The organism is Catenuloplanes niger, from assembly GCF_031458255.1.
Taxonomy (GTDB): domain Bacteria; phylum Actinomycetota; class Actinomycetes; order Mycobacteriales; family Micromonosporaceae; genus Catenuloplanes; species Catenuloplanes niger.
Genome location: NZ_JAVDYC010000001.1, coordinates 6,115,588 through 6,132,786 on the forward strand (window position 1 = coordinate 6,115,588; position 17,199 = coordinate 6,132,786).

The 17,199-nt window shown below is 72.7% G+C and carries 11 protein-coding genes and 3 tRNA genes; 7 read left to right on the forward strand and 7 right to left on the reverse strand.

Annotation, left to right across the window (positions count from 1 at the left end):
* Positions 1 to 64 precede the first annotated feature (64 nt).
* Positions 65 to 667, reverse strand: a complete 603-nt coding sequence (locus J2S44_RS27180) for a TetR/AcrR family transcriptional regulator (protein WP_310419697.1) — start codon at positions 665 to 667, stop codon at positions 65 to 67.
* 182 nt (positions 668 to 849) lie between these two features.
* On the opposite strand from J2S44_RS27180, the gene J2S44_RS27185 reads away from it, so the two are divergent.
* The 5 genes from J2S44_RS27185 to J2S44_RS27205 all read left to right on the forward strand — a co-directional run bounded on the left by J2S44_RS27185 (position 850) and on the right by J2S44_RS27205 (position 4,385).
* Entirely contained in the window at positions 850 to 2,967 is a 2,118-nt protein-coding gene (locus tag J2S44_RS27185) for a TRAP transporter permease (RefSeq protein WP_310419699.1), read from the forward strand.
* Positions 2,967 to 3,971, forward strand: a complete 1,005-nt coding sequence (locus tag J2S44_RS27190) for a TAXI family TRAP transporter solute-binding subunit (RefSeq protein ID WP_310419701.1) — start codon at positions 2,967 to 2,969, stop codon at positions 3,969 to 3,971. Before J2S44_RS27185 ends, J2S44_RS27190 begins: the two co-directional genes overlap by 1 nt.
* 142 nt (positions 3,972 to 4,113) lie before the next feature.
* Positions 4,114 to 4,186: transfer RNA gene (locus J2S44_RS27195), tRNA-Gly, on the forward strand.
* 35 nt (positions 4,187 to 4,221) lie between these two features.
* Positions 4,222 to 4,292: transfer RNA gene (locus J2S44_RS27200), tRNA-Cys, on the forward strand.
* Positions 4,293 to 4,310: 18 nt separating this feature from the next.
* Positions 4,311 to 4,385 (forward strand) — tRNA-Val (locus tag J2S44_RS27205).
* A gap of 382 nt (positions 4,386 to 4,767) precedes the next feature.
* On the opposite strand, the gene J2S44_RS27210 is transcribed toward J2S44_RS27205, so the two are convergent.
* From J2S44_RS27210 to J2S44_RS27220, 3 genes are all read right to left on the reverse strand, one after another.
* Positions 4,768 to 5,751, reverse strand: coding sequence for a Gfo/Idh/MocA family protein (locus J2S44_RS27210; RefSeq protein WP_310419703.1), 984 nt, complete (start codon positions 5,749 to 5,751; stop codon positions 4,768 to 4,770).
* Positions 5,752 to 5,887: 136 nt separating this feature from the next.
* On the reverse strand, positions 5,888 to 6,934 hold the full coding sequence (locus J2S44_RS27215; RefSeq protein WP_310429959.1) for a GDP-mannose 4,6-dehydratase: 1,047 nt from the start codon (positions 6,932 to 6,934) through the stop codon (positions 5,888 to 5,890).
* 200 nt (positions 6,935 to 7,134) lie between these two features.
* Positions 7,135 to 7,896, reverse strand: coding sequence for an rRNA methyltransferase (locus tag J2S44_RS27220; protein ID WP_310419705.1), 762 nt, complete (start codon positions 7,894 to 7,896; stop codon positions 7,135 to 7,137).
* Between the two features lie 300 nt (positions 7,897 to 8,196).
* Between J2S44_RS27220 and J2S44_RS27225 the strand changes: the two genes are divergently transcribed.
* Complete coding sequence (locus J2S44_RS27225) at positions 8,197 to 9,690, forward strand: multicopper oxidase family protein (RefSeq protein WP_310419707.1); 1,494 nt, start codon at positions 8,197 to 8,199, stop codon at positions 9,688 to 9,690.
* A 55-nt stretch (positions 9,691 to 9,745) separates the two neighbouring features.
* Complete coding sequence (locus J2S44_RS27230) at positions 9,746 to 13,558, forward strand: type I polyketide synthase (RefSeq protein WP_310419709.1); 3,813 nt, start codon at positions 9,746 to 9,748, stop codon at positions 13,556 to 13,558.
* A 148-nt stretch (positions 13,559 to 13,706) separates the two neighbouring features.
* Here J2S44_RS27230 and J2S44_RS27235 read toward each other — a convergent pair whose 3' ends face one another.
* The 3 genes from J2S44_RS27235 to J2S44_RS27245 are packed head-to-tail and all read right to left on the reverse strand — an operon-like array spanning position 13,707 to position 17,155.
* Entirely contained in the window at positions 13,707 to 15,050 is a 1,344-nt protein-coding gene (locus J2S44_RS27235) for a cation:proton antiporter (RefSeq protein WP_310419711.1), read from the reverse strand.
* 45 nt (positions 15,051 to 15,095) lie between these two features.
* Positions 15,096 to 16,364 (reverse strand): class I SAM-dependent methyltransferase, encoded by a 1,269-nt coding sequence (locus J2S44_RS27240; protein WP_310419713.1) that lies wholly within the window; start codon positions 16,362 to 16,364, stop codon positions 15,096 to 15,098.
* The gene (locus J2S44_RS27245; protein ID WP_310419715.1) at positions 16,361 to 17,155 is read right to left on the reverse strand and encodes a class I SAM-dependent methyltransferase; all 795 of its coding nucleotides are present in this window, start codon (positions 17,153 to 17,155) and stop codon (positions 16,361 to 16,363) included. Before J2S44_RS27245 ends, J2S44_RS27240 begins: the two co-directional genes overlap by 4 nt.
* Positions 17,156 to 17,199: the final 44 nt, after the last annotated feature.

Consider the following 17,199-nt stretch of genomic DNA (forward strand, 5'->3'; position numbering starts at 1 on the left):
TCAGCGCCCCACCGCTAATCCGGGCGCCGGTTACCTGCCGGTCTGCCGCCGAACCGGCGGAATGTCAGGCCAGCTGCTCCGGCTTGATGGTGAGCTCGCGGGCGACGGCCTCGTTGACCCAGCCGCCGATCGCGGCCTTCGGGACTATCCGCGGGTGGGCGGAGGACTGGACCGCGAGGCCGTCGATCAGGGACGTGATGCGCCACGCGGCACCCTGCGCGTCCTCGCAGGTGAACGAGCCGTCGCGGACGCCGTCGGAGATGACCTCGCGGACGGCCTCGCGCCAGCGGAGCACGCGGCGGCGGGAGATCTTCTCCAGCTCGGGCGTGCGGGGCGACTCGGACCAGCCGTCGATCCACATCGTCCATGCCTTCGCGCGCGCGCCGGGGGTGTAAAGGCGCACCAGCTTACGCAACCGGTCCAGCGGCGGGGTGGCGGACTGCAGGATGGCGTCGAGCTTCTGCAGGTCCTGCTCGGTCGCATAGGCGAATGCCTGAGCGAGCAGCCGCTCCTTGGTCGCGAAATGGTAGAAGACCAGCGCCTGACTGACACCGGCCGCGCGTGCCACATCGGCGGTCCGCGTGTTTGCGAGACCGCGTTCGGCTATGACGTCGCAGGCCGTACGCAGCAATGCGTCGAGCCGCACTTCGGCTAGGCGTCTGGTCACGAAACACACCGTAGCCGATGAATACCAGTTCACGGATGCCCCCGGTCCGTCACTCATATAGGCGCCGTGTCGCTTTCGGGCTACCGTGACTTGCAAATTCCCACGATGGGATTACCACGGTAGAGAAAAGCGTTCTCCGGATCGACTGTTACAAACGGGAAATGGCGCGGTAAAGTCCGATCATGTTGGACGGTGGAGGCCCGGCCACGCGTCCCGCCGTCGCCCGCGACCCCGTCCCGGAACCCGCGTTCGACGACGAGGAACGCCCCTCCCGCGAGCTGCGCGGCGGTCCCGCGCGGGTGGTCGGCGGCGTCGCGCTCGCGATCTCGCTGCTCGCGCTCTGGCAGGTGTTCCGGCCGATAGCCCAGGGCAGCCAGTTCTACCTCATCGTCTTCCTGGCCGGCGTGCTGCCGCCGGTCTTCGTCGCCTACCGGTCCGGCGCACGCCTCGCCGTGCTCGGCGGCGGCGACCGGGCCGCGCTCGCGGACTGGACGCTCGCCGTGCTCGCGGCCGTGGTCTGCCTCTACCCGGTGCTGCCGTTCCGTGGCGGGTACGACGGGTTCCTCGACCGCCAGGGCCTGCTCGACCCGGTCGACGTGCTGCTCGGCGCCGCGCTGCTGCTGCTCGTGCTGGAGGCCGCACGGCGTACCACCGGCTGGGCACTGCCCCTGGTCTGCCTGCTCTTCCTGGCGTACGGCTACTACGGCGGGCTGCTGCCCCAGGACTGGTCGATCGCGCACCTCGGGCTGGACTTCGCGCAGATCGTGGACGCGCTCTACAACTCCGGCAGCGGGTTCTACGGCACACCGCTGGACGTCGCCGCCACGTACATCGTGCTGTTCACGCTCTACGGCGCGGTCCTCGACCTCTCCGGCGCCGGCCGGTTCTTCGTCGACCTGTCCGTCGCCGCGTTCCGCCGCTCCCGCAGCGCGGCCGGCCGCACCGCGGTCACCGCCGGCTTCCTGCTCGGCACGGTCTCCGGCTCCGGCACCGCCACCGCGGTCAGCGTCGGCGCGGTCACCTGGCCGATCCTGCGCCGCGCCGGCTACCCCGCGGAACGCGCCGGCGGCATGCTCGCCGCGGCCGGCGTCGGCGCGATCCTCTCCCCGCCCACGCTCGGCGCGGCCGCGTTCATCGTCGCGGAGTACACCCAGGTCTCCTACCTGACCGTGCTCGGCTGGGCGATGATCCCGACGATCCTGTACTACCTCGGGATCCTGCTCGCGGTCGAGATCGACGCCCGGAAGCTCGGCACCCGGCCGGTCGAGGTCACGGCGGACTCCCCGGGGCGGCTGCTCGCCCGGTTCGGCTACCACTTCTCGTCGCTGATCCTGATCGTGGTGCTGCTCGCCGCCGGCGTCACCGCCACCCGCGCGGTCGTGTTCGCCACGCTCGCCGCGTTCGCGCTGGCCTTCCTCGACCCGCGCACCCGGCCGACCGTGCGCTCGACCGCGGCCGCGCTCGCCGCCGGGACCCGTGGCGTGCTGCCGGTCGCCGCGGTCTGCGCCGCCGCCGGCGTCATCACCGCCACCACCACCAAGACCGGCCTGGGTACGAAACTGGCCGCCTGGCTGATCGGGAACGCGCAGGCGATCGCGGACCACCCGACCGTGGTGCTGGCGCTGACCGTGCTCGCCGCGGCCGTCGCGCTCAGCCTGCTCGGCCTGGCCGTGCCGGTCACCGCGTCGTTCATCATCGGCTGGGTCATCGTCGGCCCCGCGCTGCTGCAACTCGGCGTGCCCGCGCCGGCCGTCGCCATGTTCGTCTTCTACTACTCGGTGCTCTCCGAGGTGACGCCGCCGACCGCGCTGGCCGCGGTGGGCGCCGCCTCGATCACCGGCGGGCGGATCGTGCCGACCATGTGGCAGGCGCTGCGGTACGCGCTGCCCGCGTTCCTGGCGCCGATCGCGTTCGTGCTGACGCCCGCCGGCTCCTACCTGCTCGGCCGCGGCCCGGTGCTGGACGTGCTGTGGGCCACCGGGGCCGCGCTGGCCGGAGTGGCCGCGCTGGCCGTGGCGACCGGCGGGTGGGTGCTCGGCGTCGGTCCCGCCGGGCCGGCCGCGCGGGTGTGCGCCGCGCTGGGCGGGCTGCTGCTGCTCTACCTGGACCCGATCGGCATCGCGGCCGGCGCGGCGCTCGTCGCGGCCGCCGTGCTGTTCACGCTCGTGCCGGCCCGGCTGTCCGGCAGGGCGCCGCTCGAGCCGCCCGCTGCTGAGCCGTCGGTCGGTGGGCCGTCCGTTGCCGAGTCGTCCGCCGGGTCGTCCGGTGCTGAGTCGTCCGAACGGGGAGGAGAGGCTTGATGCGTACCGTCGGGGCTGTTGTGGGTGGTGGTCTGGCCCTGTTGCTGGTGGCCACCGGATGCGGGGGCCGGCAGGACCGGGCCGCCACGGACACCGGCGGCGAGGTGACGTGCCAGGTCGCGGGCGACACCCGGATCGGCATCGCCACCGGCAACGTCGGCGGCGTCTACTACACGATGGGCAACGCGTTCGCGGAACAGATCTCGGCCGCCACCGGTGGCACGGTCAAGGCGACCGCCGCCGAGACCGGCGCGTCCGTGCAGAACATCCAACAACTCGTCGCCGGTACGTACGGCGTGGCGTTCTCGCTGGCCGACACCGCCGCGGACGCGGTCAACGGCACCGGGGCCTTCGACGGCCGGAAACAGCCGGTCGCCGCGCTCTCCCGGATCCACACGAACTACACCCAGGTGATCGCGCGGACGTCCGCCGGCATCACCGACGTGGCCTCCATGCGCGGCAAACGCGTTTCCACCGGATCCCCGCGCTCCGGCACCGAGGTCATCGCGAACCGCCTGCTCACCGCGGCCGGCCTCGACCCCGCCACGGACATCCAGGCCCAGCGCCTCGACCTCACCAAGACCGTCGACGGCATCAAGGACGGCAGCATCGACGCGTTCTTCTGGTCCGGCGGCCTGCCCACCCCCAACCTGACCGACCTGTTCACCACGTCCGCCTCGTCCGTGCGCTTCGTCGACATCACGCCGCTGCTGCCGCGGATGAAGCAGGTCAACCCGGTGTACGAGCAGGGCCTCATCCCGGCCGCGACGTACAAGCTGCCCGCCGACACCCCGACCATCGTGGTCCCCAACGTGCTGCTGGTGAAGGACGACCTCGACGCGAACGTCGCCTGCGCGCTCACCAAGGCCCTCTTCGACCGCAAGGACCAGATCGCCCAGGCCTCCCCGGCCGCCGCCGAGCTGGCCGTCACCACCGCCCGCAACACCGACCCCGTCCCCCTGCACCGCGGCGCCGCCGAGGCGTTGACGCTGCTCGGCGGCTAGCCCCCACACCCCGAGGTCCCCCCGCGCGACGCGCGGGGGGACCCCTGATTTGGAGGTGGGCACCGGGGTCCGCTAAAGTTCTCTTCGTCGCCGGGGAACGGAAACGGAACCGGGCGACACAGCAGGACAAACTAAATAGCACGCGGACGTAGCGCAGCTGGTAGCGCATCACCTTGCCAAGGTGAGGGTCGCGGGTTCGAATCCCGTCGTCCGCTCGGAGACGGCCACCACAACACGCGGGGGTCACCTCGGTGGAGTGGCCGAGAGGCGAGGCAACGGCCTGCAAAGCCGTGTACACGGGTTCAAATCCCGTCTCCACCTCGGCAGTAGTTTTGCCTAGGGCGATTGGCGCAGTGGGAGCGCGCTTCCTTGACACGGAAGAGGTCACTGGTTCAAACCCAGTATCGCCCACCAGGTAGTTAAGGCCTCACCTTCGAAACGAAGGTGGGGCCTTTTGCTTGTTGAGTATCGAGTTTTCTAAGTGCCAATGGACGCCGCCGGCGCCCCGGTCCGCGGCAGGCTGAACACTTTTCGATCGAGGTCGTCGCGGTGGGTGTCGAACAACGCGACCGCCCGATGCTCCTGCGCCGGCTCGGCGGTCGTGACCGGCCGGTAGCGCAAGCCGCGAGCGATCTGCGGCGCCCGGCTGCGGCGCAGCGCAGCGCCTCCCTCTGTCCGGGCGGCTTGACCTGCTTACGGGCTCGCGCGAATCGACATCGGCGACGCCGGAACGCTGTCCGCGGCGCTGCGCGGGGGTCGCCGCGGCGACGGGATGCGCGCGGGGGTGGCTGGAACGCTAGTGGGTGGTGTGGGCGGCCTGCCGGATCTGGGCGAGGAGGTGGGCGCGGGACCGGATGTGGGGTGCGTCGGAGCTGGAGTCGCCGCGGGTGGTGATGGCGTCGGCGAACGCGTGGAGGGTGTTGGCGAACTGGTCCTCGGGGGGCACGGTGAGCGTGCGGGACCGGTGTTCGCTGTCGAGGCGGATGGTGGGGTGGCGGGTCGGGGGCGGGGTGTAGGCGCGGTCGACGACGAGGCGGCCCCTGCTGCCCCAGAGGACGTAGTCGCACCGGTAGGCGTGTTCGAAGCCGAAGGTCAACTGGGCGGTACGGCCGTCGGGGGTGCAGAGCAGCGCGCTGCCGGAGATGTCGACGCCGCGGGCGGGGTCGTGTTTCAGCGTCGCGCCGACCACCTCCAGGTCGGGGCCGAGGAAGAGGTGGGCGGCGCTCAACGGGTAGACGCCGATGTCGAGGAGCGCGCCGCCGCCGAGCTCCGGGCGGTATCGGATGTCGGCCGGATCGAGCGGGGGGAAGCTGAACGCGCCGCTGATCGACCGCAGCTCGCCGATCTCCCCGCCGTCCACCAGCTCGCGGACGGTGCGGTGCAGGCCGTGCCGGAGGAAGGTGAGGTTCTCCATCAGCGTGAGACCGCGGGCGGCGGCGCTCTCCAGCACCGCGACGGTGTGGGCGTACCGGGTGGTCAGCGGCTTCTCGACCAGGACGTGTTTGCCGGCCTCCAGCGCTCGCCCGACCCACTCGTGGTGCAGTCCGGTCGGCAGCGGGATGTACACCGCGTCGATGTCCGGCCGGGCGAGCAGCGCGAGATAGTCGGTGGCGGCGTCGCATCCGAACTCGGCGGCGAACGTCCGCGCCCGGGCCGGGTCGCGTGCGGCGACGGCGACCAGTTCGGTCCGGGGCTCGCGCAGGATGGCCGGCACCGTGCGTCGCCGGGCGATGCTGGCACACCCCAGGACGCCGAACCGGATCGGTTCGACCGCCGGCATCGCGCTCACCACCGGCCGTGCGTCCCGGCGAACGACCCGCGACCATCGAGCCGGCCGCGGGCATCGAGCCGGCCGCGGGCATCGAGCCGGCCGTCGCGCCGTCGCACCGGGGCCGCCGTCGGTGCGGGCAGCTCCCTCACCACAGATCGGCCAGCTCGCGGATGAGGCCGTCGCCGCGTCGGCGCGGGTCCGACAGCAGTTCCAGGTCGCTGTCGACCATCATCGCGATCATCTCCTCGAAGGAGACCGCCGGTTTCCAGCCGAGCTTCTGTCGGGCCTTCGTCGGATCGGCGCACAGCAGGTCGACCTCGGCGGGCCGCAGGAGCGCGTCGTCGATCACGACGTGGTCGCGCCAGTCCAGGCCGACGTGCGCGAAGGCCAGCTCGGCCAGTTCGCGCACGCTGTGCGCGATCCCGGTACCGACGACGTAGTCGTCCGGCTCGTCCTGGGCGAGCATCAGCGTCATGCCGCGGACGTAGTCACCGGCGAAACCCCAATCCCGGTCGGCCTCCAGATTGCCCAGCCGTAGCGTTTTGCGCAGCCCCAGTTTCACCGCCGCCGCGCCGAGCGAGACCTTCCGGGTCACGAACTCCGGCCCGCGGATCGGCGATTCATGGTTGAACAGCATGCCGGAGACCGCGTACATGCCGTACGACTCGCGGTAATTCTGCACCGTGTAGTGGCCGAACACTTTGGCGGCACCGTACGGACTGCGCGGATGAAAAGGCGTCAACTCGTTCTGCGGGGTCTCCCGCACCTTGCCGAACATTTCCGACGACGACGCCTGATAGAACCGCGGCTGATTGGCGCCGGGTGTGCGCGAACCGGTGATTCCCGCGACGATCCGCACGGCTTCCAGCATGCGGAGGACACCCATCCCGGTGATCTCCGCGGTGGTGGTGGACTGCCGCCACGACACCGGGACGTAGGACAGCGCGCCGAGGTTGTAGATCTCGTCCGGCTGCGCCTGCGCGACCGCGAAGACCAGGCTCGACTGGTCCATCAGGTCACCGCTTATCAGTCGCACGTCCGGATGCGGTTGCCGGGATCCCCGTGCGGTCGGCGCGGTCTGCCCGCGCACCATTCCGAAGACGTCGTATCCGGCGGCCAGGAGGTGTCGCGCAAGATAGGTGCCGTCCTGGCCGGTAATCCCTGTGATCAGCGCTCGCCTAGTCAGGATAATCTCCCAGCCCTGAGACCATCCCTCGAGATATCACATCGAAGGATGGCAAACTGCCGGACCGCCCGGGGAAAAGGGCGTATGTCCTGTTGCCGTGGCTCACGTTACTGGAAGACGATGCGGGTATCACCCTTCGCGAATGCGATATAGGGAGCTCACTAGTGGCGGCGGCTATGCGTGCCGGCCGGGCAATCCGTGCGGTTTTACGGCAGGTCCGCCGGGCGGCCGTCGAGGTCGCCCGCCGCGAACAGGGCCACCGCCCGGGTGCCCACCCGCGATTTCCGCCGGGGGCGCACGCCGTCGATCGGCGGGACCCGGCGTCCCCGCACGATCACCGCGATCACCGCGGCCGGCCGGAGCACCGTGGCGAGCGCGGTCAGCATGCCGGGCAGGCCCTGGCCGGCATGCTCGCCGGTCCATTCGGTCTGCTCGCCGTACGGCACGTCGGTCACCACGATGTCGGGTGCGAAGCCCTCGGCCGCCCGTGCGAGTGCGGCCGGGTCGAGGACGTCGGCTCGCCGGACCGCGTGCGGGACCGGGCCACCGTCCGCCGCCAGCCGCCGGTGCAGCCGCTCGGCCGCGGCCGCGGCGTCCGCGTACCCGGGCTTGTCGAAGCGTCGCGCCCGGTCGGCCAGCTCCGCGCCGCGGGCGGCCAGGCCGCCGTCGGCCAGCAGCCCCAGGTTGGCGGACGCCAGGGTCAGCGCGTCGTCGTCGATGTCGGAGGCGAGCAGTGCGGTGATCCGCCGGCGGTGCAGGAGCCCGAGCACGGTCAGCAGGTAGCCGCTGCCGCAGCAGGGGTCCCACAGCACGGCCGGGCCGGTGCCGCCGCGCAGGTCGAGGGCGGACTGGAACACCTCGGAGGCGAGCCGGACCGGGAAGGCGGGGAAGCCGGGCGCGGAGCGCAGGACCGCGCCGCTCGCCAGGTCGCTGTAGTCGTCCCGGGCCGTCTCGAACCGATAACTCACCGTGTCCCCACTCTCCGTGCACCAGCGTAGCAATCGTCGGTACGGCCGCCGCCCGGCATCGGAGGGGCGCGGTCCGATCAGGACACTAGCGACATCCCTAGGGCTTCGCCGGAGCGATGGAAGTGGATGCCGCCGCCGCCTAGCATTGCCCTCGTCACTCTCGGGAGCGGCCCGTGACCGGGCGTGAGCGGTCCCGGCCGGCTCCGGTGACCGAACCCGCCGCCCGATCGGTGGCAACCGGACGTCGTCCGTGTCCCGCAGCGCCGACGCCGGCGGCCCGATCGGAAGGGAAGCCCTGTCATGTTCAACCGACGTCAGCTGCTGGCGCTCGGCACCGCGGCGGCGACCGGTGCGGTGGCCGCCTCGCTGTCGAAGGCGAACGCTCCGGCCGCGAACGCCGCCGCCCCGGCCGCCACCGACCATGCCGCGCACCTGGGTGCCGCCGGGGAGTTCGCGCCTCGCGCCGCCGCGAGCGGACCGGTGGTCACCCCGTTCACGCAGTGCATGCCGGTGCCGCCGGTGCTCGCGCCCACGTCCACCGTGGGGGGCGTGGACGCGTACACGATCGAGGTGCGGCCGGCCGACGTGGAGATCGTGCCGGGCCTGCGGACCCCGGCGTACACGTATGCCGGGCACTTCACCGGGCCGACCATCCGGGCCCGGGCCGGCCGGCCGGCGACGGTCGCCTTCACCAACCGGTTGACCACGCCGACCAACGTGCACCTGCACGGCGGCCACGTCGCCCCGGACAGCGACGGCCACCCGATGGACCAGCTCGCTCCGGGCGCCGCCAAGGTGTACGAGTACCCGAACACGCAGCGCGCCGCGACGCTCTGGTACCACGATCACACGCACGCGCTGGAGGCCGACCACGTCTATCGTGGCCTGCACGGCTTCTACCTGATCGAGGATCCCGCCGAGCGGCGCCTCGGCCTGCCGAGCGGAGACTTCGACGTTCCGGTCATGCTGCGCAACGCGGAGCTGGACGCGACCGGTGCGTTCGTCTTCGGCGGGCACCCGGACAACCGGACCGTCGTCATGGCGAACGGGAAGGCCCAACCGTACTTCCCGGTGGCGCCGCGCAAGTATCGGTTCCGGCTGCTCAACGCCGCGCTGAAGCACGTCTTCCGGCTGAGCCTGGGCGGCGCGGAGATGACCAAGATCGGTACCGACGGCGGGCTGCTGCCGGCTCCGGTCCCGCTCACCGAGGTGTCGATCTCCTCCGGTGAGCGGGTCGAGGTGGTGATCGACTTCGCCCGGTGGGCGGGCCGGGGCCCGGTCCACCTCTACGACGGGGACAACCCGATCATCCGGTTCGACGTGGCGCCGGGCCGGGTGGCCGACCCGAGCCGGGTGCCGCCCACGCTGCGGCCGCTGCCACCGCTCGGCACGCCGACGGTCGAGCGCACCGTGACGATGAGCATGGACATGTCGCTCCGGCCGCCGATCGCACTGATGAACGGGCGGCCGTACGACCCGTCCCGGGCGGACGTCTCGGTGCGGCGCGGCACCACGGAGATCTGGAACGTGGTCAACGAGGACCTGGATCCGGCGTTCCCGTTCGACCACCCGTTCCACATGCACCTGATGCAGTTCCGGGTCATCGGCCGGGACGGCGGCCCGCCGCTGCCGGAGGACGCCGGCCTGAAGGACACCGTCTATGTGGGACCGCGCGGCTCCGTGCGGCTGCAGGTCACGTTCGACACCCCGTTTACCGGCGAGTACCTGGCCCACTGCCACTTCCTGGAGCACTCGGCGCTCGGGATGATGCTGCGGATGGACGTGCTGCCGTGACGGTCCGCGGGTGAGGGTCACCCCCCGGCGTGCGCGCCGATCGACACAACAGGGGATGTTCGTGGAACCGAAAACGCTCAGGCCACCCGCGGGTGCCGCACAACCGGTCGCTGTCGTGGGGATCGGCTGCCGGTTCCCCGGTGGCGTGAATTCCCCGGACGAGTTCTGGGAGCTGCTCTCCGGCGGGCGGAACACGACCGGCGAGGTGCCGGCCGCCCGCTGGGAGCCGTACCGCGACCTCGGTCCCGACTTCGAGGCGGCGCTCCGGCGGGCGAACCGGTCGGGCAGCTTCCTGGACGGGATCGACGGTTTCGACGCCGAGTTCTTCGGCATCTCGCCGCGTGAGGCGGAGCTGATGGACCCGCAGCAACGGTTGCTGCTGGAGGTCGCCTGGCAGGCGCTGGAGCACGCGGGCATCCCGCCGCGCGAGCTGGCCGGCACCGACACCGGCGTCTTCGCCGGCGTCTGCACCTACGACTACGGCGCCCACCAGCTCGAGGACCTGCCGCACATCGACGCCTGGACCGGGATCGGCGCGGCCACCTGCGCGGTCTCCAACCGGATCTCGCACGCGCTGGACCTGCGCGGGCCGAGCCTGACGGTGGACACCGCGTGCTCGGCGTCGCTGGTGGCGCTGCACCTGGCCGCGCAGAGCCTCCGCCTGGGGGAGAGCACGGTGGCGCTGGTCGGGGGCGCCAACCTCATCGTCACGCCCGGCCAGTCGATCACGCTCGGCGCGGCCGGTGCGCTGGCCCCGGACGGGCGGAGCAAGTCCTTCGACGCCACCGCCGACGGGTACGGACGCGGTGAGGGCTGCGGCGTCGTCGTGCTGAAGCTGCTGGCCGACGCGGAGCGCGACGGTGACCGCGTGCTGGCGGTGCTGCGCGGCAGCGCCGTGAACCAGGACGGCCACACCAACGGCATCATGGCCCCGTGCGGTACGGCCCAGGCGCACGTGATGGAACGGGCCCTGCGGTACGGCGGGGTGGAGCCGGGCGCGGTCGACTACGTCGAGGCGCACGGCACCGGGACGCCGGTCGGCGACCCGATGGAGGCCACCGCGATCGGCGACGTCTACGGGCAGGCGCGCAGCGACGGTGACCCGTGCCTGATCGGATCCGTGAAGTCCAACATCGGCCACCTGGAGGGCGCGGCCGGCGTCGCCGGAGTGATCAAGGCGGTGCTCGCGCTCGACCGCGGCGAGATCCCGGCCACGTTGCTCGTCACCGAGGTCAACCCCGCCATCGCGTGGGACAAGCTGAGGGTGCGCGTGGTGACCCGCAACGAGCCGTGGCCGGACCGGGACGGCCCGCGCCGGGCCGGCGTCTCCGGCTTCGGCTACGGCGGGACGGTGGCGCACGCGGTGTTCGAGCAGGCGCCGCCGGTGGCGCCGCCCGCGGTGAGCGCGCTGACCGGGGCGTCGCTGTTCCCGGTCTCCGCGGCGTCCGCCGCCGCCCTGCGCGATCAGGCGGCCGCGCTCGCCGACTGGCTGACCGACGACGCCGACCTGGCGTCCGTCGGGCACACGCTGGCGGTGCGGCGGTCGCACCTCGCGTACCGGGCCGTCGCGGTGGCCGCCGACGCGCCGGGTCTTCGCGCCGCGCTGCGTGGCCTGGCCTCGGGTGAGCCGGCCGACGGCGTGGTCACCGGGTCGCCGCTGGGCGACGGCCCGAAGCTGGTCTGGGTCTTCTCCGGCCACGGCTCCCAGTGGAGCGGGATGGGCCGGGAACTGCTCGACACCGAGCCCGCGTTCGCGGCGGCGATCGACGCCCTGGAGCCGGTCTTCCTGGCGGAGATCGGCTTCTCGCCACGGCAGGCGCTGCGCGACGGCGAGTTCGACGCGGTCGACCGGATCCAGACGATGATCTTCGCCGTGCAGCTGGGCCTGGCCGCGATGTGGCGCGCCCGCGGCGTGACCCCGGACGCCGTGATCGGCCACTCGGTCGGTGAGATCGCCGCCGCCGTCACCGCGGGCGTGCTGACGGTCGAGGACGGCGCCCGGCTGATCTGCCGCCGGTCGATCCTGCTCCGGCGGGTGGCGGGCCGGGGCGCGATGGCGATGGTCTCGCTGCCGTTCGCGCAGGCGGCCGCGCGGCTGGCCGGCCGGACCGACGTGGTGGCGGCGATCGCGTCGTCGCCGTCGTCCACCGTGGTCTCCGGTGACCCGGCGGCCCTGGACGCGCTGGTCCGGACGTGGGCCGACGAGGGGCTGGTGACCCGGCGGGTGGCGTCCGACGTGGCGTTCCACAGCCCGCACATGGACGAGCTGGTCGACGAGCTCGCCGCGGCCGTCGACTTCACGCCGGGCAGCCCGCGGATCCCGATCTACCCGACCGCGCTGGACGACCCGCGTGCGCCGATGACGGCGGACGGCGCCTACTGGGCGGGGAACCTGCGCAATCCGGTGCGGCTCGCCGACGCCGTCACCGCGGCGTCCGCCGACGGCTTCCACGCGTTCCTGGAGGTGTCGCCGCACCCGGTGGTCACCCACTCGATCCACGAGACGCTGGCCGAGCTCGACGAGGACACGTACGTCGGTGTCACGCTGCGCCGCCATCAGCCGGAGACGCGCGGCTTCCTGACCGCGCTCGCCGGATTGCACTGCGCCGGCGTGGAGATCGACCGGCTTGCCCTGCACCCGCGGGGTGACCTGGTCACGCTGCCGGTCTACCGGTGGCGGCACCGCAGCCACTGGCACCACCCCGCCCCGGTGTCCCGGGCGGGCGGGCGCGGCCACGACCCGGACTCGCACACCCTGCTCGGCGCGCGCCGGAGTCTCGCGGGCAGCGCGGTCCAGGTGTGGGGGACCGGCCTGGACGACGCGAACCGGCCGTACCCGGGCAGCCACACCCTGAACGGGGTGGAGATCGTGCCGGCCGCGGTGCTGGTGGTCACGTTCCTGGCGGCGGCGGAGCGGGACGGCGTGCCGCCGGTCCTGGCCGGCCTGGCGATGCGGCATCCGCTGATGACGGCGGGCCGGCGGGAGATCCAGGTGGTACGCGAGGGCGGCGACGTCCGGCTCGCGTCCCGGACCACCGGCGGGGACGCCGGCGAGGACCCGCCGTGGCTGGTCCACGCGGACGCCACGGTGCGCGCGGGCGACCCGGACGCGCTCGCGGCGCGGGCACTCGTGGACCCGGCGGAGTACCGGCTGGAACCGGCCGACCCGGGCCTGATCCACCGCCGGCTCGCCGAGGTCGGGGTGCCGTCGACCGGGTTCGGCTGGTCGGTGGACCACCTGCTGGCCGGGTACGGCGTGCTGCGCGCCCGGGTCCGTACCGACGAGACGTCGACCTGGGCGTCGGTGCTGGACGCGGTGATGTCGATCGCGCCGGCCGCGTACCCCGGGATGCCGCAGCTGCGGATGGTGGTGTGGATCGACGAGGTGACCACCGTGGGCCTGCCGCCGGCGACCGTCCTCGTCGAGGTGCGGCTGGACGAGGACCGCCCGGACACGGTCGACGCGCTGGTCGCGACCGAGGACGGCCGGGTGCTGGCCGCGCTGCCCGGCCTGCGCTACCCGGTGATCGACCAGCCGCCGGCCCCGGCCGCCGGCGACGAGGCGTCCGACCCGGAGCCGGTGGTGTCCTTCGCCGACCTTCCCCCGGACGAGCTGCGGGAACGGGTGCTGGCGGAGGTCCGTGAGCAGATCGCGGCGGAGATGCGGCTCGCGGCGGACGACCTGCACCCGCGGCGCCCGCTCGCCGAGCAGGGTCTGGACTCCGTGATGACCGTGGTGATCCGGCGGCGGCTGGAGAAGCGGCTGGGGCTGGCGCTGCCCGCCACCGTCTTCTGGCAGCAGCCCACCGTGACCGCCATCGCGGACCACGTGACCGGACTGCTAGCCACGGTGGACCGGGTGAGCTGACGCGCGACACGACATCGGCCGCGGCGGATCCCGCCGCGGCCGATTCGTGTGCCCACGTGCCGATGATCGAGGCGTCCTTCCCGTCGCTCCGACGACGGGAAGGACGCCTCGATCACGGTGAACGGACGAAGGCGCGGGGCCGGTGCCGTCAGCGCGGCTCGGTGGACGAGCCGCGGACCGCGCCGGCCCACTCCAGGTGCCGGCTCTCGCGCAGCGACTCCTCGGCGTTCTGCTCCAGCCGGGCCATGGCGCGCCGCAGCAGCGGCGGCGCCATCACCGAGGTCAGCACGGCCACCAGCACGACGATGGTGTACGTCGCGGTGTTCAGCACACCGAGCCGGAGCCCGATCATCGCGATGATGATCTCCACGACGCCGCGCGCGTTCAGCCCGGCGCCGATGGCGATGCCCTCCCAGTGCGGCCGGCGCCCGAGCCGCGCGCCGAGGTACGCGCCGGTGAACTTCCCGACGATCGCCAGGGCGAGGATGACGACACCCCAGAGCAGGACCACCGGGTCGGCGAGCGCGCGCAGGTCCACCCGCAGCCCCGCGCCGGCCAGGAAGATCGGGGCCAGCACGGTCAGCACCACGGTGCGCAGCGGCGCGAGCCGGGCCGGGTCCGCGACGCCGGGCAGGCCGATCAGGACGCCGGCCACCAGGGCACCGAAGATGGCCTCGAGGGCCAGCGCCTGGGCCGTCGCGGCGGACAGCAGGATGGCGACGACCGCGACGACGTTCGCCGGGCCGGCGTCGGGCGCGCGGTTGGCCCAGCCCATCGCCAGGCGGACGGCCGGCCGGCCGAGCAGGGCGGCGGCCGCGAGGAACCCGATCAGCCAGAGTATCGAGACGACGACCTGCCCGGGCACGAATGTGTGCACGGCCAGCGAGGAGATGACCGACAGCAGGAACCAGGCCATCGCGTCGTCGATCGTGGCCGTGGCCAGGATGAGCTGACCGACGTCGCGGTGCATCAGCCGCATGTCGGTGAGCGTCTTCGCGATCACCGGCACCGCGCTGACCGCCATCGCGACGCCGAGGAACAGCGCGAACGTCGTCCGGTGCGTCTCGGCCGGGAACAGCACCCGCGGAACCAGGTATCCGGCCGCGATCCCGAGCGCCATCGGCAGGAGCAGGCCGCCGGTGGTGACGGTGGCGACCACGCCCCGGCGGCGCCGGACGATCGCCAGGTCGAGGTGGAGGCCGGCGACGCCGACCAGGAGTACCACGGCGAACTGGCTCACCGCGTCGATCAGGTGGACGTGGGCGGCGTCGGCCGGGAACAGCCAGCCGCCCACGGCGGGGAACGCGCTGCCCAGCACGGACGGGCCGAGCAGCACGCCGGTGAGCAGCTCACCCGCGACCGCCGGCATGCCGAACCGCTGCGCCAGCCGGCCCAGTCCGAATGCGAGCAGGAGGAGGACGCCGAGCTGGAGGAAGAGCAGCAGCAGCTGATCGGCCGACAGCGGGGGGACGGGAGCGGCGAGGTAGGTCACGTGTTCGGTGCGCCTTCCGGGGCGGGTCCGCGGCGGCCGCGGAGCTCACGACTGTGCGACGGTCTCGACTTCCGGCAGCGGGAAGATCAGCGTGGTCCCCGCCGCCAGCGTTGCGGCCTCCCGGGCGACGATCTCGTCCCGGAAGTGCCAGGGCAGCACCAGGTAGTAGTCGGGGCGGGCGGCCCGGGACTGCTCCTCACTGATGATCTCGATGTCGGTGCCGAGGGTCCGGGCGCCGAACTTGTCGGGGTTCCGCTCGGCCGCGTACCGGATCAGTGAGTTGTCGATCCCGGAGAACTGCAGCAGCGTGTTGCCCTTGGTCGACGCGCCGTAGATGTGCACGACCCGGCCGTCGTCGCGCAGGCCGTGCAGCAGCCCGACCAGCTCGTCGCGGCGCTGCCGGACCCGGGCCGCGAACTCGTCGTACGGTGCGTCCGTGTCCAGCCGCAGCTGTCGCTCCCGGTCGGCCAGCGCCGGCACGGAGTCGTCCGCCCGGCCGGCGACCTCGGTGGACCGGGTGACGAAGCAGCAGATCGAACCGCCGTTGACGCCGTTCAGGCCGGCCCGGACGATCTCCAGACCGGCCGCCGCGAGGATCCGGGTCAGCGCGCCGAGCGAGTAGTACGAGAGGTGCTCGTGGCAGATGCTGTCGTACCCGGTCACCTCCAGCATCGCGGGCAGGTACGACACCTCGACCACCCAGACGCCGCCGGGCGCCAGCAGCCGCTCGACCTCGCGGACGAACGCCACCGGGTCCTCGACGTCGTAGAACATGGCGATCGACGTGATCACGTCGAACGTGCCCGCCTCGTCGTCCAGCTGCTTGCTGGGGAAGAAGTCCCGGATCAGCGTGATCGTGTCCGGGGCGTCGTCGGCGGCGCTGGACGGGTCGATTCCCCACCGCTCCGCGCCGGTGTAGTTCTCCAGCAGCGTGCCGTCGTTGCAGCCGATGTCGAGCACCTTCGCCGGCTGCCCGCCGTGCAGCGCGACCGCGGACTCGACGATCCGGGCGAGGTGGGTACGCATGGTGTCGTTGATCCGGGAGCGGTACCAGTAGGTGTCGTAGAGCACCCCGCCCGGCAGCGTGTGGCGCAGCTGCACCAGGCCGCAGGACGCGTCGGTGCACCGGGTGAGGTCGAGCGGGAACCGCTCGCCGGGCGGTTCCGGGAAGCCGGGCTTGACGAAGCTGCCCTGCAGGTACTGCGGCCCGAGGTCGAGGACGGTGCGCAGCGGACCCTGGCAGACCCGGCAACCCGTCCGCTCGGCGACCAGACCCCGCGCGTCCTCGCCGTAGGCTGACCGCGATTGGCTCACGTGACGTTCTCCCTCTTTCTGGCGACGAGCAGGATGTCCAGGTAGAACGGCTGAGCCGGCCCCTCGCTGAGCCCCAGCGCACCGAACGCGCGGTCGAGGTACTCGTCGAAGGAGCGCGGCCGCAGCCGGTCCACCAGGTGCAGCGCGTTCAGGACCAACCCCACCGGCCCGGTCCGCGGCCAGCCGTGTTCGCGGCCGTACCAGCGCAGGAGCAGCAGCAGGCCGCGGGGGCCGCAGGTCAGCTTGACCGTGCGGTCGACGGTGAAGCCGGCGCGCTCGGCCTGCAGCGCCAGCCCGTCCGCGGTCCACCGCCACAGGTCCTGGCCGCCGTGCTCCTCCCACACGCCGTGGGTGGAGAGGACCAGCCGGCCACCGGGCCGCAGCAGCCGGTGCGCCTCCCGCAGGTACGCGTCCGCGTCCGTCACGTGCTCCAGGACCTGGGTGGAGAGCACGCCGTCGAAGGTGCCGTCCGCGACCGGGCACCGCCCGTCACGGTCCAGCGCGTGGTCGGCGGGGAACGACTCACCGCCCGGGATGTCCGCCGTCTGCAACTCGGCCGCGCCGAACAGGTCGCGGTACGGCGAGGTGCCCGCGCCGTAGTCGAGCCAGACCCCGGACGCGTCGGCCAGCGCCTCGGCCAGTGCCCGGCGCAGGTCGACGAAGTGCGCGTACGCCCAGTCGCCCGGACGGGGTTCGACCCGTTCCCGGAACCGCTCCGCCATCACGGCGTCCAGCGACGGCTCGGCGGCGGGCGTACCGGTGAAGCCCGGGATGCGGTTGAGCAAGCTCACCAACGCTGATCCTCCTCGTGCGGGAACCGCGGCACGGTGGGCGC

Coding starts and splice junctions, on each gene's coding strand:
- J2S44_RS27185 (WP_310419699.1), top strand. CDS start 850: ATGTTGGACGGTGGAGGCCCGGCCACGCGTCCCGCCGTCGCCCGCGAC.
- J2S44_RS27190 (WP_310419701.1), top strand. CDS start 2,967: ATGCGTACCGTCGGGGCTGTTGTGGGTGGTGGTCTGGCCCTGTTGCTG.
- J2S44_RS27210 (WP_310419703.1), bottom strand. CDS start 5,751: ATGCCGGCGGTCGAACCGATCCGGTTCGGCGTCCTGGGGTGTGCCAGC.
- J2S44_RS27225 (WP_310419707.1), top strand. CDS start 8,197: ATGTTCAACCGACGTCAGCTGCTGGCGCTCGGCACCGCGGCGGCGACC.
- J2S44_RS27230 (WP_310419709.1), top strand. CDS start 9,746: ATGTTCGTGGAACCGAAAACGCTCAGGCCACCCGCGGGTGCCGCACAA.